This window comes from Bradyrhizobium altum (assembly GCF_020889705.1).
In the GTDB taxonomy this organism is placed as follows: domain Bacteria; phylum Pseudomonadota; class Alphaproteobacteria; order Rhizobiales; family Xanthobacteraceae; genus Bradyrhizobium; species Bradyrhizobium altum.
The window spans coordinates 1-23196 of record NZ_JACMYP010000051.1 but is presented as its reverse complement, the minus strand read 5'-3'; the positions used below and the strand labels follow the sequence as shown (position 1 = coordinate 23196).

At 64.1% G+C, this 23196-nt stretch carries 26 protein-coding genes; 15 read left to right on the top strand and 11 right to left on the bottom strand.

The annotated features are described in order from the left end of the window. Positions 1-75: 75 nt before the first annotated feature. The gene (gene mnmE, locus H8B02_RS15615) at positions 76-1401 is read right to left on the bottom strand and encodes a tRNA uridine-5-carboxymethylaminomethyl(34) synthesis GTPase MnmE (RefSeq protein WP_229167045.1); all 1326 of its coding nucleotides are present in this window, start codon (positions 1399-1401) and stop codon (positions 76-78) included. Between mnmE and H8B02_RS15610 the strand changes: the two genes are divergently transcribed. Then, positions 1337-1564, top strand: coding sequence for a hypothetical protein (locus H8B02_RS15610; RefSeq protein WP_229167058.1), 228 nt, complete (start codon positions 1337-1339; stop codon positions 1562-1564). The genes mnmE and H8B02_RS15610 overlap by 65 nt on opposite strands. Positions 1565-1668: 104 nt before the next feature. On the opposite strand, the gene rho is transcribed toward H8B02_RS15610, so the two are convergent. Together rho and hemJ are read right to left on the bottom strand one after the other, a co-directional pair. Then, the gene (gene rho / locus H8B02_RS15605; RefSeq protein WP_028341998.1) at positions 1669-2934 is read right to left on the bottom strand and encodes a transcription termination factor Rho; all 1266 of its coding nucleotides are present in this window, start codon (positions 2932-2934) and stop codon (positions 1669-1671) included. A gap of 251 nt (positions 2935-3185) precedes the next feature. After that, positions 3186-3608 (bottom strand): protoporphyrinogen oxidase HemJ, encoded by a 423-nt coding sequence (gene hemJ / locus H8B02_RS15600; RefSeq protein ID WP_229167057.1) that lies wholly within the window; start codon positions 3606-3608, stop codon positions 3186-3188. Between the two features lie 449 nt (positions 3609-4057). Between hemJ and H8B02_RS15595 the strand changes: the two genes are divergently transcribed. The 4 genes from H8B02_RS15595 to dnaQ are packed head-to-tail and all read left to right on the top strand — an operon-like array spanning position 4058 to position 6903. Continuing rightward, positions 4058-4894, top strand: coding sequence for a pyruvate, water dikinase regulatory protein (locus tag H8B02_RS15595; protein WP_092121038.1), 837 nt, complete (start codon positions 4058-4060; stop codon positions 4892-4894). A gap of 10 nt (positions 4895-4904) precedes the next feature. After that, positions 4905-5513 (top strand): Maf family protein, encoded by a 609-nt coding sequence (locus H8B02_RS15590; protein WP_229167044.1) that lies wholly within the window; start codon positions 4905-4907, stop codon positions 5511-5513. A 36-nt stretch (positions 5514-5549) separates the two neighbouring features. Then, positions 5550-6149: a dephospho-CoA kinase gene (coaE, locus tag H8B02_RS15585; protein ID WP_229167043.1), complete on the top strand. Its 600-nt coding sequence runs from the start codon at positions 5550-5552 to the stop codon at positions 6147-6149. 31 nt (positions 6150-6180) lie between these two features. Next, positions 6181-6903 (top strand): DNA polymerase III subunit epsilon, encoded by a 723-nt coding sequence (gene dnaQ, locus H8B02_RS15580; RefSeq protein WP_092121030.1) that lies wholly within the window; start codon positions 6181-6183, stop codon positions 6901-6903. A 185-nt stretch (positions 6904-7088) separates the two neighbouring features. Here dnaQ and secB read toward each other — a convergent pair whose 3' ends face one another. Beyond that, a complete protein-coding gene (gene secB, locus H8B02_RS15575; protein ID WP_092121028.1) occupies positions 7089-7577 on the bottom strand; it encodes a protein-export chaperone SecB in 489 nt (162 codons plus the stop codon). A 419-nt stretch (positions 7578-7996) separates the two neighbouring features. On the opposite strand from secB, the gene H8B02_RS15570 reads away from it, so the two are divergent. The 3 genes from H8B02_RS15570 to H8B02_RS15560 are packed head-to-tail and all read left to right on the top strand — an operon-like array spanning position 7997 to position 10882. Continuing rightward, entirely contained in the window at positions 7997-8701 is a 705-nt protein-coding gene (locus H8B02_RS15570) for a Tim44/TimA family putative adaptor protein (RefSeq protein ID WP_212312750.1), read from the top strand. After that, positions 8685-10295 carry a murein transglycosylase A gene (gene mltA / locus H8B02_RS15565; protein ID WP_376711664.1) on the top strand — a complete coding sequence of 537 codons (1611 nt, stop codon included), beginning with the start codon at positions 8685-8687 and terminating at the stop codon, positions 10293-10295. The genes H8B02_RS15570 and mltA overlap by 17 nt, the downstream gene beginning before the upstream one ends. Continuing rightward, positions 10292-10882, top strand: a complete 591-nt coding sequence (locus H8B02_RS15560) for a Smr/MutS family protein (protein ID WP_229167041.1) — start codon at positions 10292-10294, stop codon at positions 10880-10882. The genes mltA and H8B02_RS15560 overlap by 4 nt, the downstream gene beginning before the upstream one ends. Positions 10883-10937: 55 nt before the next feature. Here the strand turns inward: H8B02_RS15560 and H8B02_RS15555 are convergent, their stop codons facing one another. The 4 genes from H8B02_RS15555 to hslV all read right to left on the bottom strand — a co-directional run bounded on the left by H8B02_RS15555 (position 10938) and on the right by hslV (position 14732). Then, positions 10938-12068 carry a hypothetical protein gene (locus tag H8B02_RS15555; protein ID WP_229167040.1) on the bottom strand — a complete coding sequence of 377 codons (1131 nt, stop codon included), beginning with the start codon at positions 12066-12068 and terminating at the stop codon, positions 10938-10940. Positions 12069-12257: 189 nt separating this feature from the next. Beyond that, on the bottom strand, positions 12258-13562 hold the full coding sequence (gene hslU / locus H8B02_RS15550) for an ATP-dependent protease ATPase subunit HslU (protein WP_212312744.1): 1305 nt from the start codon (positions 13560-13562) through the stop codon (positions 12258-12260). 124 nt (positions 13563-13686) lie between these two features. Then, positions 13687-14172 (bottom strand): GNAT family N-acetyltransferase, encoded by a 486-nt coding sequence (locus H8B02_RS15545; protein WP_229167039.1) that lies wholly within the window; start codon positions 14170-14172, stop codon positions 13687-13689. A 2-nt stretch (positions 14173-14174) separates the two neighbouring features. Next, positions 14175-14732, bottom strand: a complete 558-nt coding sequence (hslV, locus tag H8B02_RS15540; protein ID WP_024583062.1) for an ATP-dependent protease subunit HslV — start codon at positions 14730-14732, stop codon at positions 14175-14177. Positions 14733-14914: 182 nt separating this feature from the next. On the opposite strand from hslV, the gene hisB reads away from it, so the two are divergent. From hisB to coaA, 7 genes are all read left to right on the top strand, one after another. Further along, positions 14915-15508 carry an imidazoleglycerol-phosphate dehydratase HisB gene (gene hisB / locus H8B02_RS15535; RefSeq protein ID WP_021078165.1) on the top strand — a complete coding sequence of 198 codons (594 nt, stop codon included), beginning with the start codon at positions 14915-14917 and terminating at the stop codon, positions 15506-15508. Between the two features lie 86 nt (positions 15509-15594). Continuing rightward, complete coding sequence (locus H8B02_RS15530; RefSeq protein WP_229167038.1) at positions 15595-16125, top strand: DUF2628 domain-containing protein; 531 nt, start codon at positions 15595-15597, stop codon at positions 16123-16125. Further along, positions 16122-16772, top strand: coding sequence for an imidazole glycerol phosphate synthase subunit HisH (hisH, locus tag H8B02_RS15525; RefSeq protein WP_229167037.1), 651 nt, complete (start codon positions 16122-16124; stop codon positions 16770-16772). The genes H8B02_RS15530 and hisH overlap by 4 nt, the downstream gene beginning before the upstream one ends. Beyond that, the gene (gene hisA / locus H8B02_RS15520) at positions 16769-17500 is read left to right on the top strand and encodes a 1-(5-phosphoribosyl)-5-[(5-phosphoribosylamino)methylideneamino]imidazole-4-carboxamide isomerase (protein ID WP_229167036.1); all 732 of its coding nucleotides are present in this window, start codon (positions 16769-16771) and stop codon (positions 17498-17500) included. The genes hisH and hisA overlap by 4 nt, the downstream gene beginning before the upstream one ends. Positions 17501-17511: 11 nt before the next feature. Beyond that, complete coding sequence (gene hisF / locus H8B02_RS15515; RefSeq protein ID WP_229167035.1) at positions 17512-18288, top strand: imidazole glycerol phosphate synthase subunit HisF; 777 nt, start codon at positions 17512-17514, stop codon at positions 18286-18288. 93 nt (positions 18289-18381) lie between these two features. Next, a complete protein-coding gene (locus tag H8B02_RS15510; protein ID WP_229167034.1) occupies positions 18382-18705 on the top strand; it encodes a phosphoribosyl-ATP diphosphatase in 324 nt (107 codons plus the stop codon). Between the two features lie 38 nt (positions 18706-18743). Continuing rightward, positions 18744-19700 carry a type I pantothenate kinase gene (gene coaA, locus H8B02_RS15505; RefSeq protein WP_092126399.1) on the top strand — a complete coding sequence of 319 codons (957 nt, stop codon included), beginning with the start codon at positions 18744-18746 and terminating at the stop codon, positions 19698-19700. 168 nt (positions 19701-19868) lie between these two features. Here coaA and H8B02_RS15500 read toward each other — a convergent pair whose 3' ends face one another. The 3 genes from H8B02_RS15500 to H8B02_RS15490 form a co-directional block, all read right to left on the bottom strand. Next, positions 19869-22175, bottom strand: a complete 2307-nt coding sequence (locus H8B02_RS15500; RefSeq protein ID WP_229167033.1) for a PAS domain-containing hybrid sensor histidine kinase/response regulator — start codon at positions 22173-22175, stop codon at positions 19869-19871. Between the two features lie 103 nt (positions 22176-22278). Continuing rightward, positions 22279-22797, bottom strand: a complete 519-nt coding sequence (locus H8B02_RS15495; RefSeq protein WP_229167032.1) for a hypothetical protein — start codon at positions 22795-22797, stop codon at positions 22279-22281. A gap of 131 nt (positions 22798-22928) precedes the next feature. Next, positions 22929-23196: magnesium chelatase subunit ChlI family protein (locus tag H8B02_RS15490; RefSeq protein ID WP_446471712.1), on the bottom strand; the 268-nt coding region annotated here is incomplete at its 5' end.

Here is a 23196-nt window from a genome sequence, read left to right as displayed (position 1 = left end):
TGTTTCACGTGAAACGGGAGAAGGTGTCCTTAACCAGATCGAAACCATGTTCCACGTGAAACAGACGGCCGCCCGCTACTTCCCGACGCAGAACTCGCGGAAGATGACGTCCAGGATGTCCTCAACATCCACCCGACCGAGCAGACGTCCGAGCGAATAAGCGGCCCTGCGAAGTTCCTCGGCAGCGAGTTCCTCGCCCTGCCCGACCACATCGATGCTGCGCCGAAGAGATTCGACGGTCTCCTCAAGCAATCCGCGCTGCCGCGTCCGGCTGATCAGACCGCCCTCGCTGGTCGCGAAATAGTCGCGAGCGAAACCGACCAGTGCGGCGATCAGTTCGGAGAGGCCGTCGCCGCGGGCCGCCGAGATCCGGAACTCGGGGTAACTGCCCCCGTCACCCGACGGGGCCCTGACGAGGTCGATCTTGTTCCGCACCAGCCAGGTTGGCGTCGTTCCCCCATGCCCGACCTTGGCGCCGCGGCTGTCGGCCAGCCACAGCACGAGATCGGCTTCCGCGGCGCGGGCCCGGGCGCGGCGGACACCCTCCTGCTCCACCGGGTCGTCGGTCTCGCGGATCCCGGCGGTGTCGATGACCGTGACGGGATAGCCGTCGAGATCGAGCTGTACTTCGATCACGTCGCGGGTCGTGCCGGCATGCGGCGAGACGATCGCGACCTCGCGCTTGGCAAGCTGATTGATCAGGGTCGATTTGCCGACATTCGGCGGACCTGCGATCGCGACCACCAGGCCGTCGCGCAGCCGCTCGCTTTGGCCCTGCCCCGCCAGCACCTGCTTGATCTCGTCATGCAGCGCCCGGATTTTCTCGAGCGCCGGCGCGATCAGCTCTGCCGGCACATCGCCTTCATCTGAGAAGTCGATGCCGGCCTCGATCAGCGCCGACGCCGCGATGATCCGCTCGCGCCAGTCGCGCGCGCGATCGCCGAGCAACCCATTCAACTGGCGCAGCGCCTGGCGCCGTTGGCGATCGGTATCGGCATGGATCAGATCGTCGAGGCCCTCGGCCTCGGTCAGGTCGAGCTTGCCGTTCTCGAATGCGCGCCGGGTGAACTCTCCGGGCTCGGCTGGCCGCACATTCTCGAACGACGCGATGGCATCAAACAACGCCGACAAAACCGCGCGTCCGCCATGGACATGAAATTCGGCCACGTCCTCGCCGGTCGCACTCGCCGGTCCCGGGAACCACAACACGACTGCATCATCGATCGGATGATGGTTCGAATCGCGGAGCAACGCGCGGGTCGCCATTCGCGACACCGGGGTCTTGCCCGCCAGTCCTGCAATGACCGACTCGGCCATTGGGCCAGACAGCCTGACAATGGCAATCGCACTCGGCGGCCGCCCGGAGGACAATGCGAAGATGGTCTGGTCACGCGGATGCATCGCCTATTTCTTCCAGCAAATCGGCAAAGGCAATGCCGCTCCCATTTCGCACGCCATGCCGCAATATGTTGCAATGCAACATAACCAATCTCTTTGCGACGAGCGCGCAGCAATTTTGCTGCACTACCGACGACCAGACCACAGTCTCTACGGTATAAGATAAATTATATCAGATAGTTATGCGAACATTCCCTGCTGCAGCAACTCCGCAGCACGAAAAAAAGCGCCCCGTTTGTGCGGAGCGCCCTATTCGGTTTGGCCGTGGCCTCAGGTGTTCATGGAATCGAAGAATTCCGAGTTGCTCTTCGTGTTCCGGAGCTTGTCGAGCAGGAAGTCGATCGCGTCCATGGTGCCCATCGGATTGAGGATGCGGCGCAGGACATACATCTTCTTCAGCACCTGCGGATCGGTGATGAGCTCCTCCTTACGGGTACCGGAGCGGGCGATGTCGATCGCCGGGAAGGTCCGCTTGTCCGAAACCTTGCGGTCGAGGATCAGTTCGGAGTTACCGGTGCCCTTGAACTCTTCGAAGATGACTTCGTCCATACGGCTGCCGGTATCGACCAACGCGGTCGCGATGATGGTCAGCGAACCGCCCTCCTCGATGTTGCGCGCGGCACCGAAGAAGCGCTTCGGGCGCTGCAGGGCGTTGGCGTCGACACCACCGGTCAGCACCTTGCCGGATGACGGCACGACGGTGTTGTAGGCGCGGCCGAGGCGCGTGATCGAGTCGAGCAGGATTACGACATCGCGGCCGTGCTCGACGAGACGCTTGGCCTTCTCGATCACCATCTCGGCGACCTGGACGTGACGCACGGCGGGCTCGTCGAAGGTCGACGACACCACCTCCCCCTTCACCGAACGCTGCATGTCCGTGACTTCTTCCGGACGCTCGTCGATCAGAAGCACGATCAGATAGCAGTCCGGATGATTGGCGGTGATGGAGTGCGCGATGTTCTGCATCAGCACCGTCTTGCCGGTGCGCGGCGGCGCCACGATCAGCGCGCGCTGGCCCTTGCCGATCGGCGCGACGATGTCGATCACGCGGGCAGAGAGATCCTTCTTGGTGGAATCCTCAAGCTCCATGCGGAAACGCTGATTGGGAAACAGCGGCGTGAGGTTGTCGAAATTGACCTTGTGCTTGGCTTTCTCGGGATCCTCGAAATTGAGCGTATTGACCTTCAGCAGCGCGAAGTAGCGTTCGCCTTCCTTCGGGCTGCGGATGTGCCCTTCGATGGTGTCGCCGGTGCGCAGGCCGAAGCGGCGGATTTGCGAGGGCGAGACGTAGATGTCGTCGGGACCAGGCAGGTAGTTCGCGTCGGGCGAACGAAGGAAGCCGAATCCGTCGGACAGCACCTCCACGACGCCCTCGCCGACAATGTCGGTCTCGGCGGCGGCGAGGTTTTTGAGAATTGCGAACATCAGCTCCTGCTTGCGCATGGTGCTGGCATTCTCGACCCCATTCTCTTCCGCGAACGAGACGAGCTCGGCCGGCGTTTTCGATTTGAGGTCCTGGAGTTTGATTTCCCGCATCGGGGTCGTCCTGTGAGGAAGTAAGTAGGGAAGGGGTGCGAGGTGGCTTGGAAAAAGCGGACGCCAAAGGAAGGTCCGCAGGTCTCAGCCAGGAAAGTGCCGTTTGGGCTTTCAAACCTGATGCGGCGCCGGCCCGAAAAGAACCGAAACGCGACCACATCCGCCTGCGTGGGGTGGGATAGGACCTATATAGAAAATCGATTCGTTCTTCGCAAGAAGGACTGAAGCATGGGTCTTAAGCATCGCGATGTCTAGAACGGCTTCACGACCACCATGATCACGATCAGGATCATCAGAAGCGTCGGCACCTCGTTGATAATGCGATAGAATTTCTGGGTGCGTTGATTCCGATCGGCGGCGAAATCCTTCACGCAGCGGGACAAAAAGCCGTGGATACCCGACATGACGAGCACCAGCGTAAATTTGACGTGAAACCAGCCCGATAGGTACCAGTGTCCGGCCCAGGCCAGATAAAGCCCGGCGAGCCAGGTCACGATCATCGCGGGGTTGATGATCGCCTTCAAAAGCCGCCGCTCCATGACCTTGAAGGTCTCGGACTGCTTCGAGCCTGTCTCGGCCTCGCAATGATAGACGAACAGCCGCGGCAGATAGAGCATGCCCGCCATCCAGGAGATCACGGCAACGATGTGCAGGGCCTTGATCCAGTCATACAACATCGCGGCGATGCCTTTCAAGAAACAGCTCGGGCGGTCTCAGCGTTGCGAGCCAAGCCCTGCTTGCGAGGGACCGATACATATCCGCTCACACGGCTCTCCTAAACTTAATTAAGTTTAGAATCTAAGGTTTGAGTCTAAGTGACGGTGAATTGGACTCATGCAAAACAATCCAGCCGTTCTTGCGGGCTTGTTCACATCCCTCAACATTTCGGCCGCCGGGACCGGACATCCGGAATTTGTCGCTCAACTCAATCGGTTGCGTACCTCTGTGGCCAGCTTATGAAGAGACAAATCCACACCGGTTCACTATCATCCGTCCGATGACGTCGACTTATCCTTTTCGGCGGTGCTGTGAAGAAGGGGACGAGATATACAGGGACCTGGCGGCGGACCCGGATTCTTCTCCTCGACCTCCACAGGGATTCACAGGATAGACAGGGGCCCCGGTGCCGACGACCTCCAATTATTTCCACCTGCATCTGGTATCTGATTCGACCGGCGAGACGCTGATCACCGTGGCGCGCGCGGTCGCCGCGCAATACGCCAACGTGACCGCGGTCGAGCATGTCTATCCTTTGGTGCGCAGCCAGAAGCAGCTCGATCGCGTGCTCGACGAGATCGAGGAATCGCCCGGCATTGTCCTGTTCACGCTGCTTGAGAAGGATCTGGTCGGCCGGCTCGAGGGCAAGTGCAAGGCGATCAACGTGCCGAGCCTGTCGATCATCGGGCCGGTGATGCAGTTGTTCGAGGCGTATCTGGGTGCCGCGACGACCGGACGCGTCGGAGCGCAGCATGTGCTGAACGCGGAATATTTCAGCCGGATCGACGCGCTGAATTACACGATGATCCATGACGACGGTCAGCATGTCGAAGGCCTCGAGGAGGCCGACGTCGTCCTGGTCGGCGTGTCCCGCACATCGAAGACCCCGACCTCGATCTATCTGGCCAACCGCGGCATCCGCACCGCGAATGTGCCGCTGGTGCCGGGCATCCCGCTGCCGCACCAGCTCGAGACCCTGAAGAAGCCATTGGTGGTCAGCCTGCATGCGACGCCGGAGCGATTGATCCAGGTCCGGCAGAACCGCCTGCTCACGATGGGCGACCGCGACAACGACACCTACATCGACAAGCAGGCGGTGGCCGATGAAGTCGCGTTTGCACGGCGCCTGAGCGCGAAATTCAACTGGGCATTGCTCGACGTGACGCGTCGCTCGATCGAGGAGACGGCGGCTGCGATCATGAAGCTCTATAACGACCGCCAGCGCGCCCGCCCGTCGGAGTAACGGCCAAATCATGAGCATCTGGCGCGGCCCGCAGAAGCTGATCCTTGCGTCGCAAAGCCGTGCGCGAAGGATGCTGCTTGAAAATGCCGGCCTCGAATTCGAGGCGCTGCCGGCCGATATCGACGAGCGCGCGGTGCAGAAAAATTGCGGCGTTTCGGCGCCGGGCGAGATCGCGTCGCTCCTGGCGCGCGAGAAGGCGCTGTTCATATCGAGGCAGAGGCCGGGTCAATATGTCATCGGCGCCGACCAGACGCTGGCGCTGGGGGAGCGGATGTTCAGCAAGCCTGCCGGCCGTGCCCAGGCTGCCGAGCAGCTCGGCCTGCTCGCCGGACAGACGCACGCACTGCATTCGGCCGTCTCGGTCGCGCGCGATGGGAAAATCCTGTTCGGCGATGTCAGCGTGGCCCGGATGGCGATGCGGCGGCTTGCTGCCGAGGAGATCGAAGCCTATCTCGACCAGGCCGGCGATGCGGTGACGACCAGCGTCGGCGCCTACCAGCTCGAGGGCCTCGGCGTGCATCTGTTCGAGCGGATCGAAGGCGACCATTTCACCATCCTCGGCCTGCCGCTATTGTCGCTGCTCGCATTCCTGCGCCGCGAGAAACTGCTCGCGGTGTGAGGTGCCGAGGCATGGCGACGGAGAGATGCTGAACCGATGTTGATTTTGGGGCTCACCGGCTCGATTGGGATGGGAAAATCCACCACGGCCAAACTCTTCATGGAGGCTGGCGTGCCGGTGTACGACGCCGATGCGGCCGTGCATCAGCTCTACGAAGGCGAAGCGGCACCTGCGATCGAGGCGGCCTTTCCCGGCACCACTGCGAACGGCAAGGTCGACCGCGCAAAACTCTCGGCACGCGTGGTGCACGACCCTGCGGCGATGCGGCAGCTCGAGCAGATCGTGCATCCGATGCTTGGCGCGTCGCGGCAGAAATTCTTTGCCGATGCGGAAGCCGCCCGAGCACCGATCGTCGTCGTCGATGTGCCGCTGCTGTATGAGACCGGCGGCGAGAAGCGCGTCGATGCTGTCGTCGTCGTTACCACCTCGCCGGAACTGCAGCGCGAGCGCGTGCTGGCGCGGGGCACCATGGATCCCGCCAAGCTCGACGCCATCATCGCCAAGCAGATGCCGGACGCCGAGAAGCGCAAGCGCGCGGATTTCATCGTGGATACCTCGCACGGACTTGACCCGGTGCGGGCGCGCATCCGCGACATTCTGGCCGAGGTTGTTAAGATGCCGGAGCGGCGAACCTGATTCGCCGCGCTTTTCCGGATTCCCTCACGTCATGCGCGAAATCGTTCTCGATACCGAAACCACTGGCCTCGATCCGCTGCGAGGCGACCGGCTGGTCGAGATCGGCTGCGTCGAGATCTTCAACCGCATGCCGACGGGGCAGACCTACCACGTCTACATCAATCCCGAACGCGACATGCCGGCGGAAGCGTTTGCCGTGCACGGGCTGTCGACCGAATTCCTGGCCTCCAAGCCGCTGTTCAATGAGGTGGTCGACGAGTTCCTGGCCTTCATCGGCGATACGCCGCTGGTGATCCACAACGCGTCGTTCGACATCAGCTTCATCAACGCCGAGCTCGATCGCATCAAGCGGAAGGCTATCCCGAAGGACCGGCTGGTCGATACGCTGCTGCTGGCGCGACGCAAGCATCCCGGTGTGTCGAACCGGCTCGACGATCTCTGCTCACGCTATCAGATCGACAATTCCCGCCGCACCAAGCACGGCGCCTTGCTCGACGCCGAGCTGCTGGCCGAGGTCTATATCGACCTGATCGGAGCGCGGCAGTCGCAGCTCATCCTGGCGTCGGAAAATTCGGATGCGCGCAGCGGAAGCTATGGCGATACGCCGCGGCGGCAGCGCGAGACGGCGCTGGTTGCGCGGGTCAGCGACGCGGATCGCGAGGCCCACCGGGCCTTCGTCGCGACGCTCGGCGACAAGCCGATCTGGAACGATTATTTGCCGCCGCCAGCGCCCGCTGCAGCACCGGCGGCTTGATCTCTATATCCCCGTCATCCCCGCGCAAAGGCTTCGCCTTTGTCGCTGGAGGCGCGAGCGGGAGCGAGCCTCAAGGATGCACGGCCACGAGCCGGGCCGTCGATCCTTCGAGACGCCCGCAAGTGCGGGCTCCTCAGGATGACGGAGCACACTTCCCCGCTCGTTACACTTTCTCGGACTATAACTTAGCTCGGCTTGACGCCGGAAGCGGCCTGGGCGGCGGCCTGCCGCTCCATGTTCTGGCGGTAGAGGCCGACGAAATCGACGGGGTCGAGCAGCAGGGGCGGGAAGCCGCCGTCGCGGACCGAGGTCGCGACGATCTCGCGCGCGAAGGGGAACAGCAGCCGCGGGCACTCGATCATGACCAGCGGGTGCAAATTCTCCTTCGGCACGTTCACGATCCGGAAGACGCCGGCATAGGCGAGGTCGAAGCTGAACATCACCTTGCCGGCCGACTCGGCCTTGCCCTCGATCGAGAGGATCACCTCATACTCGTTCTCCGACAGGTTGTTGGCGGAGACGTTGATCTGGATGTTGATCGCGGGCTGCTGTTGCTGCTGGCCGAGCGAGGTCGGCGCATTCGGGTTCTCGAACGACAGATCCTTGGTGTACTGCGCCAGTACGTTGAGCTGGGGAGCGGGCTGTTCGACGGGGGCGCCGTTGCCATTGGTCATGAAAATGTCTCCTGGAGCGGCGCTCGGGACTGGATGTCCGACGGCACGCGTTAAGGTTTGGGAATGCCGATGCCGGCGAGTGGCTATCATAGGCCCGGCTCGGTCCACAAGGACGACGAGCGCGTGCGGGCTGGCGTCCCTGCGGCCAAATCGCCGGCATCGGGATGGTGAATGCAACTCCGCCCAATCCCTTAACGGCTTCCTAAATTATTGAAGATACGCGATTTCCGGGAAGGAACGGGTTTCCCCCCGGGGTCAAAACGCGCTACACTTGCCCGTGCCAAAAAGCGCCATTGGCCGGGCATAGTTTCGTGCCTACATGCTGCGGACTCAATCGGTGATGTAATCTCTGCCGTTCCCGACCGGGAACGCTTTGATGCCCGGCCCGTTGCCGGCAGAGACCAGAAAGCGAATTCGACGTGGATATCTACACCATCATCTTCCTGGCGCTGGCCGTATTCATCTTTCTGCGCCTGCGCAGCGTTCTCGGCCAGCGCACGGGAAGCGAGCGGCCGCCGTATGATCGTGCAGCACCCAACGTCCTGCAGCGCAGCCAGGATAACAACGTCGTGCCGATCCCGGGATCGGTGATCGATCAGCCGGCCCCGGCCGCGCCGGCCGAACCGGTCGAGCCGACGGAACGCTGGAAGGGCATCGCCGAGCCCGGCACGCCGCTGGCGCAGGGTCTCGACGCGGTTGTCGCCCAGGATTCCTCGTTCGATCCGCGGCATTTCCTCTCAGGCGCCCGCTCGGCCTATGAAATGATCGTGCTGGCCTTCGCCAATGGCGATCGCCGCGCGCTACGCGACCTGTTGTCGGCCGAGGTCTACGAAAGCTTCGAGGCCGCGATCAAGGATCGCGAGAAGCACGAGCAGAAGACCGAGACGCGGTTCGTGTCGATCGACAAGGCCGAGATCGTCAGCGCGGAGACGCGCGACCGCTCGACCCAGCTCACCGTCCGCTTCGTGTCGCAGATGATCTCGGTCACGCGCGACAAGGCGGGAACCATCGTCGACGGCAGCCCGGACAAGGTCGCCGACATCACCGACATCTGGACATTCGCCCGCGACTCGACTTCCCGCGATCCGAATTGGAAGCTGGTTGGAACTGGAAGCGCTCACTAAACATCTCAGCTACGGACGCCTCGCGATCGCGTGCTGTGCGCTCGCGGTTGTGTGCTCCACGGCGGCGATCGCTGCGCGCTACAGGTCGAGCCGGCACGCTCCGCCGCGACACGAGCAGTCCCACCCGATCCCCTATCCCAATCTGGAATTGCCGTTGCAGGTCAGCGGCAGCCAGTACGAGCCGCTCGCCTGGGCCAATGTCTCCGGCTGGAGCGACGACGATCATCTCGCGGCCTACAAGGCGTTTCGCACCAGCTGCAAGCCGATCGCGGCCCAGCAGGGCGCGCCCGCGGATTCGAAGGCCCTCGGCAGCTCGCTGCGCGATCCCTGCGGGATCGCCAAGGGACTTGATCTCGGCAGTGGCGCGAAAGCGAAGGAATTCTTCGAGCAGAATTTTGTGCCGCTGCGCATCTCGCGGCTCGGCGAGGATGCCGGCTTCGTCACCGGCTATTACGAGCCGGTGCTCGATGGCTCGCGGACCCAGACCGACGTCTACAATGTTCCGATCTATCGCCGGCCGTCCAACCTGTTCGTGCGGGGCAAGACGCAAGCTTCTGTCGGCCTGCCCAACAGCGGTCCTGTGTATCGCAAGATCGGCCGGCGCAAGCTCGTGCCCTATTACGACCGCGGCCAGATCGAGGACGGTGCGATCGCCGGCCGTGGGCTGGAGATCGCCTGGCTGAAGAGCCAGACCGATCTGTTGTTCGCGCAGATCCAGGGCTCGGCGCGGATCAAGTTCGAGGACGGCACCACCCTGCGCATCAATTACGACGCGCATAATGGCTATCCCTATACGCCGGTCGGACGCGTCCTGATCGACCGCGGCATCATCCCGAAGGACCAGATGTCGATGCAGAGGATCAGGGAGTGGATGGAGCAGAATCCCGACGGCGCCAAGGAGTTGCGGCGGCAGAATCGCGCCTATGTGTTCTTCCGCGAGGTTCCGCTGTCCGACAAGGACGAGGCGGTCGGTGCGCAGGGCGTGCCGCTGACGCCAGGCCGGTCGATCGCGGTCGACAAGGCGCTCCATGTCTACGGCACGCCGTTCTTCATTGCCGGCGAGCTGCCGATCGAATCCGAGCAGTCGAAGACGCCGTTCCATCGGCTGATGATCGCGCAGGATACTGGCTCTGCGATCGTCGGCCCCGCGCGCGCCGATCTCTATTTCGGTGCCGGCGCGGATGCCGGGAAGGTCTCGGGCCGGCTGCGGCATAATATGCAGTTCGTGATGCTGGTGCCGAAGGGGCTCGATCCCGTCGCACGCGGCCACAAGCTGCCGATCCCTGACGAGCGGCCGTCGGCCAGGATCGCAAAGCTGTTTCCGCAGACCGATCCGCAGAAAGACAAGCCGGCGGTGAAGCCTGCCGATCTGCCGACGGCGACCATCGCCAAGGGCGCGGCGAAAGACGCCGGCGCAAGCGCCGCCAAAGGCCCGGCCGCGAAGGATGCCGCGCCCGCGGCACCGGCTGCAATGACCTCTGTTGCACAGTCGGCGCCTATGGCAGAACCGGTGCCGCTGCCGGTCGCCCGGCCCGACATTTCGCAACCGGAGAAGCGGCGCACTCGGCGCTATCGCCACCACCGCGATCAATGAAACGACCCGTGCCGATCCCCGATCTGTCCGCTCCGTCGCGGCGCAAACGCGCGCTGAGCGAGGAAGAGCGTGCGCTCTGGGAGAGCGTGGCCAAGCAAGTCAAGCCGCTGCGCAAGAAGCCGGCCGCACCGAAAGCCCACGCCGTCGCTTCTGACCCGGCCACGCATCACGCCGCGGCCAAGCCCATTCCGGTCAAACCGGTGACGTCGGTCAAGGCGGCGCCGGCGCCGCGTCCGCATGTGCCGCCGCTGGCGCCGATCGGCCGCCGCGAACGTGCAAAACTGTCGCGCGGGCGGCAGGAGATCGATGCGCGGCTCGATCTGCACGGCATGACGCAGATCCGCGCGCACCGCGTGCTGTTCACCTTTCTGCAACGCGCACACAGCGAAGGGCTCACCTTCGTGCTCGTCATCACCGGCAAGGGCAAGGTCGGGGGGGCGGATTCCGAACGCGGCGTGCTGCGCCGACAGGTGCCGGAATGGCTCAGTCTGCCGGAATTCCGTTCGCTGGTCGTCGGCTTCGAGGAGGCGCATATCGGCCATGGCGGCGAGGGCGCGCTCTATGTGCGCGTCCGGCGCGCGCGCTGAGCATGATCCGGAAAAGTGTGAAGCGGTTTTCCGGAAAAGATCATGCTCAAAAAAGCTAAAACGGTCTGACGATCCCGACGCGGGGGATCAGCGTGACGATCCAGCCCAAGATCGTCGTCTTGCGATCGTCTGACGGGATCAGCGGCACGTCCTTCGACGCCGGCAGCATCCTGGTGGCGTGCAGCATCAAGAACATGCAAACCGCCCAGTTCGAGATCCAGCGCGAATAGTCGAACACGGTCACGAACATCACGAAATTGCCGGCGCTGATCATGATGAGCGCGGCGAACACGATCCGCCGATGCAGCTCATTCGCAAGCGCGCCGATCAGCCGCGCGAAATAGCGCCACAGCGGCGCGTGCAGCCAGATCAGCAGCGCAAACACCGGGACGCCCAGGATGTTCGAGGGCATCCGCGCCCAGGTGTCGGCGAACTCCTTCGACAGCGGCTGGTACCAGATGTAGCCGAACTGAAGCAGGTCGGTCCGCGACGGATCGGCCATCCGGCTTTGCAGGTGACGGATGAATGCGTCGTAGGGCACCTCGACCGTGCCGGCGAACTGCGCGACCAGGAACAGGATGCCGACCGCCGCGAGCGCCATAAGGCCGATGGCGATGTTCTGCGGCATCACGCGTTGCATCAGATAGAAGCGCAGCACCACGATCGCCGCGATGGTCGGCACATACATCAGGACGAAGATGTGATGGATCAGGATCAGCAGGATCGAGAACAGCGCCGCGACCAGCACATAGACGACCGAGCGCGCCGGGATCAGCAGCAGCACGATCGTCAGCGCACAGCCATAGATGTCGAAATGGCCGAGCGTGTGCATGAAATTCTTCAGGAAGAACGGCGATCCCGCGATGAAAATGAACAGCGGCCAATGCGCATCGTCGAAGCCGAATGTCCGCTGAAACAGTCTGATGAACAACCCGAGCGTCACCAGCCAGACCGCGCCGGCCAGCGCGAACACCAGCCACACCGGCACCTTGTCGGTGAACAGCGACACGATCGCGCCGATCAGCGCGCGCTTGGTGAAGCCGTAGTGATAGTCGACCAGGAGATGGATGTACGGGACGAAGGGCGGCAGCGCGATCTTGTGCAGGAACACCCCGACCAGCACGGCCGCGTTGACGGCCAGCATCAAGCGCCAGGGGTTTTGCCACCATCCTAGGTTCAAACTCATTGTCGTCCCGGGCAAGCCACCGGGTCGGCGCGAAGCGCCGCCCGATGATAAACTCCACGCGAGCCGGGACCCATAACCACAGGGCCGCGTTTGACGAGGACTGGTGCTGCAGCTTGCTTCAACGACGGGTGCCGGTGGTTGATGGGTCCCTGCTTTCGAAAGCAGGGACGACGATCTTAGCGGGGCTGCCTACAAAATGAACCGGCTCAGATCGGCGTTCTTGGCGAGATCGCCGACATGCTTGGTCACGTAATCGGCGTCGACCTGGATGGTCTCGCCGTGGCGATCGGGCGCGGTGAAGGAGATCTCGTCCAACACCCGCTCCATCACGGTCTGCAGCCGCCGCGCGCCGATATTCTCGACCGTGGAATTGACCGCAACGGCAACGTCGGCCAGTGCGTCGATCGCGCTGTCGGTGACGTCGAGCGTGACGCCCTCGGTCTTCAGCAGCGCGACATATTGCTTGATCAGCGACGCTTCCGGCTCGGTCAGGATCCGCCGCATATCGTCGCGGGACAGCGCCTGCAACTCGACGCGGATCGGCAGGCGCCCCTGCAGCTCGGGCAGCAGGTCCGACGGCTTGGCGATATGGAAGGCGCCCGAGGCGATGAACAGGATGTGGTCGGTCTTGACCGCGCCGTGCTTGGTCGAAACCGTGGTGCCCTCGATCAGAGGCAGCAGATCGCGCTGTACGCCTTCGCGCGAGACGTCGCCGCCCTGGCGGTTCTCGCGCACGCAAATCTTGTCGATCTCGTCGAGGAAGACGATGCCGTTGTTCTCGACGGCGTTGATCGCCTCCTGCACCAGCTGGTCGGTATCGAGCAGCTTGTCGGATTCCTCATTGACGAGGATCTCGTGCGAGCCTTCGACTGTCAGGCGGCGCGTCTTGCTGCGTCCGCCCATCTTGCCGAAGATGTCGCCGAGCGAGATCGCGCCCATCTGGGCGCCGGGCATGCCGGGGATTTCGAACATCGGCATGCCGCTGCCGGACGACTGCGTCTCGATCTCGATTTCCTTGTCGTTGAGCTCGCCGGCGCGCAGCTTCTTGCGGAACGACTCCCGCGTCGCCGGGCTCGATGCGGGGCCGACCAGCGCATCCAGCACGCGCTCCTCGGCGGCGAGCTGGGCACGGGCCTGGACGTCCTTCCGCTTGCGCTCGCGGGTCTGCGAAATCGCCACCTCGACGAGGTCGCGGACGATCTGCTCGACGTCGCGGCCGACATAGCCGACCTCGGTGAACTTGGTGGCTTCGACCTTGAGGAACGGCGCGCCCGCAAGCTTGGCCAGCCGCCGCGCGATCTCGGTCTTGCCGACGCCGGTCGGCCCGATCATCAGGATGTTCTTGGGCAGAACCTCCTCGCGCAGGGAACCGGCAAGCTGCAGCCGCCGCCAGCGGTTGCGCAGCGCGATCGACACCGCGCGCTTGGCATCGGCCTGGCCGACGATGAAACGGTCAAGTTCAGAAACGATTTCGCGGGGGGAGAAGTCGGTCATTGGCTCTAGCTAGGTTGAAAGAATGGTCTCGGCAAGCGCCGGTGTGCGCCTGCGACGTTAGCTCATTGTTTGAGCATGATCCTTTCGGAAAACCGCTTCGCACTTTTCCGGATCATGCTCTAGGTCATTTGTCGCGGATCATCAGCAGCGCAGGCCCATCAGGCGTATCGACCATTCCGGCCTCCCGAAAGCCCGCTTTCTTATAGGCGCGCACCGCACGCGCGTTGGCCGGATCGGGATCGGTGACGATGCGTGGCGCGCCTTGCGCCAGCCGGTCGTCGACAAAAGCGCGGATCAGCGCCGAGCCGTGGCCGCCTGCCACCATGTCGGGCGCGCCGATGAAGAGATCGATGCCGCGGGTGCCATCCGGCTGCTTGCCGAAGCCGGAATTCCAAGCCGTCAGGTCGTAGCACTGGATGTAACCGAAATCGTTGCCCTCGGAGGCAACGATGAACTGGTCCATCGCCGGCTCGTCGAGGTCGCCGCGCACGAGCGCATATTGCTCGGCCGGATCGCCCCACCACTCCCTGACATGCGGCAGCGCCAGCCACCGCTTGATCTGCGGCAGGTCGTCCGTCGTCATCGGGCGGAAGCGATAGGGGCCGGCCATGCTCAGCCGCCGATCGTCTCGATCGTCACGTTCCGGTTGGTGTAGACGCAGATATCGGCGGCGATATCCAGCGCGCGGCGCACGATGGTCTCGGCGTCCTTGTCGGTATCGACCAGCGCGCGGGCCGCGGCGAGGGCATAATTGCCGCCGGAGCCGATCGCCATGACCCCGGATTCGGGCTCCAGCACGTCGCCGGTACCGGTCAGCACCAGGGAGACGTCCTTGTCGGCCACGATCATCATGGCCTCCAGCCGGCGCAGATAACGGTCGGTCCGCCAGTCCTTGGCGAGCTCGACGGCCGCCCGGGTCAGCTGCCCCGGATATTGCTCCAGCTTGCTCTCCAGCCGCTCGAACAGGGTGAAGGCGTCGGCCGTGGCGCCGGCAAAGCCGCCGATCACGTCGCCCTTGCCGATCCGGCGGACCTTCTTGGCATTGGCCTTGATCACGGTCTGACCGATCGAGACCTGCCCGTCGCCGCCGATCACCACCTTGCCGCCCTTGCGGACCGTGCAGATCGTGGTGCCATGCCAGACCGGCAGCTCATTTTGGGATGCTTGCATAGGTTACCTCTCTTCCGGGCAGATTTAGGCGGTCGGGCAGGGGGTTACAATCAGGCGATTTAGCAAGGAATTTGGGTCACCATGGCCCGAAGTTAGGGCGTTTCGGGGTCATCCCGCAGTAGCGAAGGTGACATCAGCCTGTTAAAAGACCGGCGTTTTCGGCACGGGAAAGCTTAATCTTCATGCGCACGGCAACCATCAAGCGCAAGACCAAGGAGACCGACATCGAGGTGACGGTCAACCTCGACGGAGCAGGCGTATCCACGGTTTCGACCGGGATCGGCTTCTTCGATCATATGCTCGACCTCCTGGCCCGGCATTCGCGCATCGACATCACGGTGAAGGCGGATGGCGATCTCCATGTCGATTACCACCACACCACCGAAGACGTCGGAATCGCGCTGGGGCAGGCCGTGAAGCAGGCGCTCGGCAACATGGCCGGCATCACCCGCTACGCCTCGATCCACATGCCGATGGACGAGACGCTGTCGCGCGTCGTGATCGACATTTCCGGCCGCCCGGTGCTCGTGTTCAAGGTCGAGTTCCCGCGCGACAAGATCGGCGAGTTCGACACCGAGCTGGTGCGCGAATGGTTCAACGCCTTCGCGATGAACGCCGGCGTGACTCTCCACGTCGAGACCCTATATGGCGAGAACAGCCATCATATCTCCGAATCCTGTTTCAAGGGTTTGGCGAGGGCACTCCGGACCGCGGTTGCGATCGATCCGCGTGCCCAGGGCGAAGTGCCCTCGACGAAGGGTCAGCTCGGCGGCTGACCCCGGGAGCACGATCCGGACACGGTGGCCCCGGTTTTCCCGGAGATCATGCGGTAAGTAAAAGTCCATCCTCGGCGGAGCGTTCGATGCCGGTCTATACAGTGCATGCCCCCGTGGCCAACGGCGCCGATCTCGCGGCGGCCGACAAGTTCGTCTTCGTGCGCGACGGCTTCCATGTCTGGGCCGCGGTCGCCGGTGTGATCTGGCTGGTCTGGCATCGGCTCTGGCTGGCGCTGATCGGCTGGCTGGTGCTGACCTTCGCGATCGATTTTGCGCTGGCCAAGCTCGGGATCGGCCGCGGCGCGATCTTGCTCGTCGACCTGGTGTTGATGGTGCTGATCGGGCTGGAGGCTGCGACCTTGCAACGCTGGACGCTGTCGCGGCGCAAATGGCGCCAGCTCGACATCGTCGTGGCCGACAACGTGGAGGCCGCCGAGCGCCGCTTCTTCGAGCGCTGGACCGCGCGGCATCGCGGCGTCTTCAACGACCAGCGGTCTGTCGATCGCGGCGGACCGCCGCCGACCCGGGACGTTCCGGGCCAGTCATTCTCAAAACCCCCGCCGATGCCGCAGGGCGGCATCATCGGATTGTTTCCAGAGCCGGGAGGATCGCGATGACCGTTGCAATCATCGATTACGGCTCCGGCAATCTGCATTCGGCGGCAAAGGCGTTCGAGCGCGCCGCGCGCAGCATGGAGGATCCGCAAGCGATCAAGGTGACGCGCGATCCCGATGCGGTGTATCGCGCCGATCGCATCGTGCTGCCTGGTGTCGGTGCGTTCGCCGATTGCCGCCGCGGCGTCGATGCGGTCGACGGCATGCTGGAAGCGCTGACGGAGGCGGTGCGGGTCAAGGCGCGGCCGTTCTTCGGCATCTGCGTCGGCATGCAGCTGATGGCGACGCGCGGCAAGGAGCACGTGATCACCGAGGGCTTCAACTGGATCGGCGGCGATGTCGTGAAGATCGAGCCGCGTGACGAGAGCCTGAAGGTCCCGCACATGGGCTGGAATACGCTCGACATGGTGCGCGAGCACCCGGTGCTGGAGCGGCTGCCGCTCGGGCCGAAAGGCCGCCACGCCTATTTCGTGCACTCCTATCACCTCGACGCCGCCAACGAGGCGGACGTGCTGGCACGCGCCGACTATGGCGGGCCGGTGACGGCGATCGTGGGCAAGGACACCGCGATCGGCACCCAGTTTCACCCCGAGAAGAGCCAGCGCTTCGGCCTCGCTCTGATCTCCAATTTCTTGAAGTGGAAGCCGTGATTCTCTTTCCAGCGGTTGATCTGAAAAACGGCCAGTGCGTGCGCCTGGAGCAGGGTGACATGGCGCGCGCCACCGTGTTCAATCTCGATCCGGCGGCGCAGGCGGCGAGCTTCGCCGCGCAGGGCTTCGAATATCTCCACGTCGTCGATCTCGACGGCGCCTTCGCCGGCAAGCCGATGAATGCGCATGCGGTGGAGGCGATGCTGAAGGCCGTCACCATGCCGGTGCAGCTCGGCGGCGGCATCCGCGACCTCAAGACCATCGAAGCCTGGCTCGACAAGGGCATTACGCGCGTCATCATCGGCACCGCGGCGGTGCGCGATCCTGAGCTGGTGAAGGGCGCGGCGAAGAAATTCCCCGGCCGCGTCGCGGTGGGCCTCGATGCGCGTGACGGCAAGGTCGCGGTCGAGGGCTGGGCCGAAACCTCGCATGTGACTGCGCTCGAGATCGCACAGCGCTTCGAGGACGCCGGCGTTGCCGCGATCATCTTCACCGACATCGCCCGCGACGGCCTGCTCAAGGGCCTCAACCTCGACGCCACGATTGCCCTCGCCGACCGCATCTCCATTCCGGTGATCGCCTCCGGCGGCTTTGCCTCGATCGACGACGTCAAGGCGATGCTGGAGCCGCGTGCCAAGAAACTCGCCGGCGCCATCGTCGGCCGCGCGCTCTACGACGGACGGCTTGATCCGGCCGCCGCGCTCAAGCTGATCCGCAGCGCGGCTTAGGAGACACAGACATGTTCAAGGTTCGCGTGATCCCCTGTCTCGACGTCAAGGACGGGCGCGTGGTCAAGGGCGTCAACTTCGTCGATTTGCGCGACGCAGGCGACCCGGTCGAGGCCGCGATCGCCTATGACGCCGCCGGCGCCGACGAGCTCACCTTCCTCGACATCACCGCCACCCATGAGAACCGCGGCATCATGCTGGATGTGGTGCGGCGGACGGCGGAGGCCTGCTTCATGCCGCTGACCGTGGGCGGCGGTGTCCGCACCGTCGACGACATCAAGACCCTGCTGCGGTCCGGCGCCGACAAGGTCTCGATCAATTCAGCGGCCGTCAGCCGGCGCGAATTCGTCAAGGAGGCGGCCGAGAAGTACGGCGAGCAATGCATCGTGGTCGCGATCGACGCCAAGCGGGTCAAGCGCGCCGGCGGCTCGGAGCGCTGGGAGATCTTTACCCATGGTGGGCGTAATGCCACCGGGATCGATGCCATCGAATATGCCCAGGAGGTCGTCGCGCTCGGCTCCGGCGAAATCCTGCTGACCTCGATGGACCGGGACGGGACGAGGCAGGGCTTTGACCTGCCGCTGACCCGGGCGATCGCGGACAGTGTTCCCGTACCGGTCATCGCGTCCGGTGGCGTCGGCAATCTCAATCATTTGGTCGATGGCGTCCGCGAGGGTCATGCGACCGGTGTGCTGGCCGCGTCGATCTTCCACTTTGGGGAATTTACCATCCGCCAGGCCAAGGATCACATGGTGCGCGCCGGCCTGCCGATGCGCCTCGATCCGTAGCGCGTGATCTGGGACTCCTTGTCACAAAAATGCTAAGTCCCCACTTAGGGATGGCACCTCGGCGGTGCCGATGCGCATGCTTGAGTTGATTTGATGTCGCGTTTCACGGTCCACGATTTGGCCGCCACCATCGACGCCCGCGCTGCATCGGGCGGCGAGGCGTCCTATACCCGCAAGCTGCTCGACAAGGGCGCGGAGCATTGCGCCAAGAAATTGGGCGAGGAAGCGGTCGAGACCGTGATTGCCGCGGTCGGGAATGACCGCGATCATCTCATCGCGGAAAGTGCCGATCTGGTGTTTCATCTGCTGGTTCTGTTGAAATCACGCGGCGTGAAGCTGGAGGATGTCGAGGCCGCGCTGGAGAAGCGCACCTCGATGTCGGGACTGGAAGAGAAGGCGTCGCGCAAGCGCGACTAGCGCACATGATCGAGCGCATTGATGAGAGGGGCGGCCTCATGGACATCCGGGCACCAGATCAGCAGTACAACCCCTACCGCACCTTCACGCGCCAGCAATGGTCGCATCTGCGCGACGATACGCCGATGACGCTCGAGCCGGGCGAGTTCGACCGCCTGCGTTCGATGCACGACCGCCTCGATTTGCAGGAGGTCGAGGACATCTATCTGCCGTTGTCGCGACTGCTCTCCATTTATGTCGATGCGACCCAGCGGCTGTATTATTCGCAGCGCCAGTTCCTCAATATCCGCGACCGCAAGATGCCCTATATCGTCGGCGTCGCCGGCTCCGTCGCCGTCGGCAAGTCGACCACCGCCCGCGTGCTGCAGGCGCTGCTGGCACGCTGGTCGCCGCGGCCGAAGGTCGACCTGATCACGACCGACGGTTTCCTGTTTCCGAATGCCGTGCTCGAGCGGCAGGGCATCATGCAGAAGAAGGGCTTTCCTGAAAGCTACGACCTGCCGACCCTGCTGTCGTTCCTCAGCGACATCAAGGCTGGACGGCGCCGCGTGCGTGCGCCGGTCTATTCGCATCTGACCTACGACATCGTGCCGAATAAATGGGTCGAGATCGACCAGCCGGACATCCTGATCGTCGAGGGCGTAAACGTGCTGCAGACCGGGCGGCTGCCGCGCGACGGCAAGGCGGTGCCGTTCGTTTCCGACTTCTTCGATTTCTCGGTCTATATCGACGCCGACGAGTCCGCGTTGCGGCAGTGGTACATCAAGCGCTTCCTGGCGCTGCGCGACACCGCGTTCACCGATCCAAGGTCCTACTTCCACCGCTATGCGCTGCTGTCGGACGAGGAAGCGACCGCAACCGCGATCGCGATCTGGGAGCGCACCAACCTCGCCAATCTCGAGGACAACATCCTGCCGACCCGGCCGCGCGCGACGCTGATCCTGAAAAAGGGCGCCGACCACGTGGTGCAGTCGGTCGCACTGCGCCGGCTGTAGTGCTTTCGGAATAAGCGAGCCACGCCAAAGCTGTCGTCCCTGCGAAGGCAGGGACCCATAGCCACGGGTATCCGTAATCAACAAAGCTGTGGCCGCAGCGGGTCGCAAAACCAAACTCGGTGGTTATTGGTCCCGGCCTTCGCCGGGACGACGCGGAGTTTGTGGTGACTATGCCGCGACATGCCGCGCAGCGGCCAGGCCCGCGAGCGCTTCCTCGAGCTTCTCGCGATCGAGTGGCTTGATCAGGAAGCCATCCATGCCGGCTTCGAAGCAGGCATAGCGATCCTCCACCAGCGTGTTGGCGGTCAGCGCCAGGATCGGCGTCCGGCGTCCGGACTGGCCGGCCAGCCCGCCGGACTCTTGGGCGCGGATCTGCTTGGTGGTCTCGATGCCGTTGAGGCGCGGCATCTGGATGTCCATCAGCACGAGATCGTAGGGTGTGCCGGTCGACGTCGCCGAGAGCCAGGATTCCATTGCCTGCTCGCCATTGGTAGTGATGTCGACGGTGTGGCCGAGCCGGGCGAGCAGCGAGCGCATCAGGAGCGCGTTGATCTCATTGTCTTCGGCGACCAGGATCGAGAGCCCCTTGTGCAGCGGCGCGGCCGCCGGTGCAGTGGGAGCGGACTCGGCGACCGTTTCGATCGCAAGGCCTGGCGTCACAAGGCTTGGCGTCACAAGGCTTGGCATTGCAAGGCTTGGTGCGACGATTTCGGGTGACGCGGTCAGGCGTGCGGCGAGCGACGACGCACGCAGCGGCTTGACCAGATAGCCGGTGAATGCGGCCGCCTCGGAGGCCGAGAGGTCTTGCCGCGTGGCCGGCGTGACCATCACGATGCGATGGGTTGCGTGGATGCGAGCAGCGTTGGCGAACGCCTCCATCGCCTGCGTGCCGAGCGTGTGATCGATCAGGACCGTGTGCCAGCTCCGCTCCGGCAGCAATGCCTCGGCGACATTGGCATCCGACACGATGCAGGTCTGCGCGCCCCAGCGCTGCAGCCGCCGCGAGATCAGCGAAGCCTCGATGCTGTGCGGCGCAACCAGCATGATGGATTGGCCGGCGAGGTCGGGCGCTGTGAAGCCATGGGCCTCGCCAGTGTCGGCGGCGGCCAGCGGGATCGAGACCTCGAAGGTCGAGCCCGCGCCCGGCGTGCTTGCAAGCGAGATGCGGCCACCCATTCGCTTGACGATGCGGTCGCTGATCGAGAGGCCGAGGCCGGTGCCGCCGTAGCTGCGCGCGATGCGGTCGTCGGCCTGCTCGAACTCCCGGAAGATGCGCTGCTGCGCTTCCGGTGCGATGCCGATGCCGGTGTCACGAACCAGGAAGCTGATCTCGTTTGGCCAGATGCCGGGCTCGACGATCAGCGCGACGCCGCCGGTCGCGGTGAACTTGATGGCATTGCCGGCGAGATTGAGCAGCACCTGACGCAGCCGCGCGGCGTCGCCGGTCACTTGCATCGGCAACCGCTCGTCGACATAGGCGGCGATCTCGATGCCCTTGGCCTGCGCGCGGGGCGCCAGCAGCTCGGTGGTGTCCTCGATCAAGCCGGACAGCGCAAAGGCGCGGTGTTCGAGATCGATCTTGCCGGCCTCGATCTTGGAATAGTCGAGCAGCTCCTCGATCAGCGCGAGCAGTGCGTCGCCGGAGGTCTTGACCGCCTTGACGTAGGTCGTCTGCTCTGGCGTCAGCTGGGTGTCCATCAGCAGTCCGCTCATGCCGATGATGCCGTTCAGCGGGGTGCGGATCTCGTGGCTTGCCATCGCAAGGAAGCGCGATTTGGCGCGGTTGGCGGCGTCGGCCTGATCGCGCGCTTCGGCCAGCGCGCGCTCGCTTTCGGTGCGATCGGTGACGTCGCGGCCGACGCTCTGCATCTCCGCCGGCGCGCCGGCATCGTTGCGCACGAGGCCCTCGCGCCAGGCGATCCAGCGCGGCCCGAGCGGTCCCTCGATCTTCTGGTCGTAGACCCGCGTGCCGTTGGATTCGAGCGCGGTGTCGCCCTGCTCGAGCACCTTGAGGGTGGCAGTGCTACCGATCAATTCGCCGCGGGAAATCTGCGCCAGCTCGCAATAAGCGTCGTTGGCGTAGGTGATGAGGCCATCGAGGTCGCGCAGCACGATCAGATCGTCCTGCGCCTCGAACAGTGTGGAGGCGCGCTGTTCGGCCTCCTGCAGTTCCCAGTTGCGGTCGGCCATCGCCTCATTGTGCATGACGATGGTGCGCAGCCTTCTGCGCATGAGCCGCAGCCGGATGCCGAGCGTCACGATCCAGAGACAGGCGAGCGCGAACAGGAAGCTGACGCCGATCGCGAATATATTGGGATCGTAGCCGCTGTGTTGCGAGAGGGCGCCGGAAATGAACCCGAAGGCGCCGCCGAATGCGACGGAGAAGATCGTGAAGGAACGGACGATCGTCGCGACCCAGGAATGGCGTCGCAGGAAGCGGCGAAGGCGTAACTTGATCCGGAAGAAACGCCCCATCAATGGTGGTCCTGAGAGTGCCCGATCTGGCGATGACGATGCGTCGGCCACCTTGAAAAGTGCTTGAGGTTGGTGGCCGTTTCGCGCCGCCCTCGGAACAGGGTTAGCGGGAGGTTAACTCCGCCACTGTCTGGTCGCGGAAGCGCGCGTGCGGCGCGAGTGATGCCGCTTCGAGACGGCGGTGTCCGCCGCGGGCGCTGACGATCAGGGCCGCCGCATCGCGCACTGAGAACGTCTTCGACTGCACGAAGACGCGGTAATCGAACGGACCGTCATGGGAAAGATAGATGATCGGGCCGGTTGCGGTCGGCGCGCTGGAAATCCCGATCAGCTGCTGCGCGGCGTTGCCTTCGCAGGCGCCGGCCTCGGCATCGTCGATGTCGTCGATCACCGTGAAGTCGGCGGCCTCGGCGCTGTCGGCGATCCGGACCCGGACGGTGGCAAGGCTGGGGTCGTCGGTGAAGCTGACGTGAAGCCGCGCTTGCCAGGGGACCGATGCGATCTGCATCGTGGCGCCGCCGACCTCGATGCAGGGTCGGGGACCGGGCAGGAATTCAGCGCGGGCGAATACCGCGGCCACGGCAAGGGGGACCACCGAGGCCAAAACCTTCATACGCAACATGACACAACTCGCTCGACCCAAGCTTGCCGCGGATCGCGGTGCTTATGGTTTGCGGAGCGTAAATGAGAGTGGTTACCGTCGCGTTGACGCGGATGATTCCGGCATGAATCGGGACAGCGCTGCGGTTCGAGTCACGCTGCGCGGCGCAAATCGTCGGCCAATGCACGATAGGACAGCGCTTCGGCGAGGTGCAGCCGGCCGATCGTCTCGGCGCCGTCGAGATCGGCGAGCGTGCGCGCCACCCGCAGCACGCGGTGATAGCCGCGCGCGGTGAGGTGCATGTTCTCGGCCGCCTCGCGGAGCAGCTTCTGGCCATGCGCGTCGGGCTGCGCGATGGTTTCGAGCAGCGCGCTCGGCGCTTCGGCATTGGTGCGGACATGCGGCATGCCGGCCGCCGCG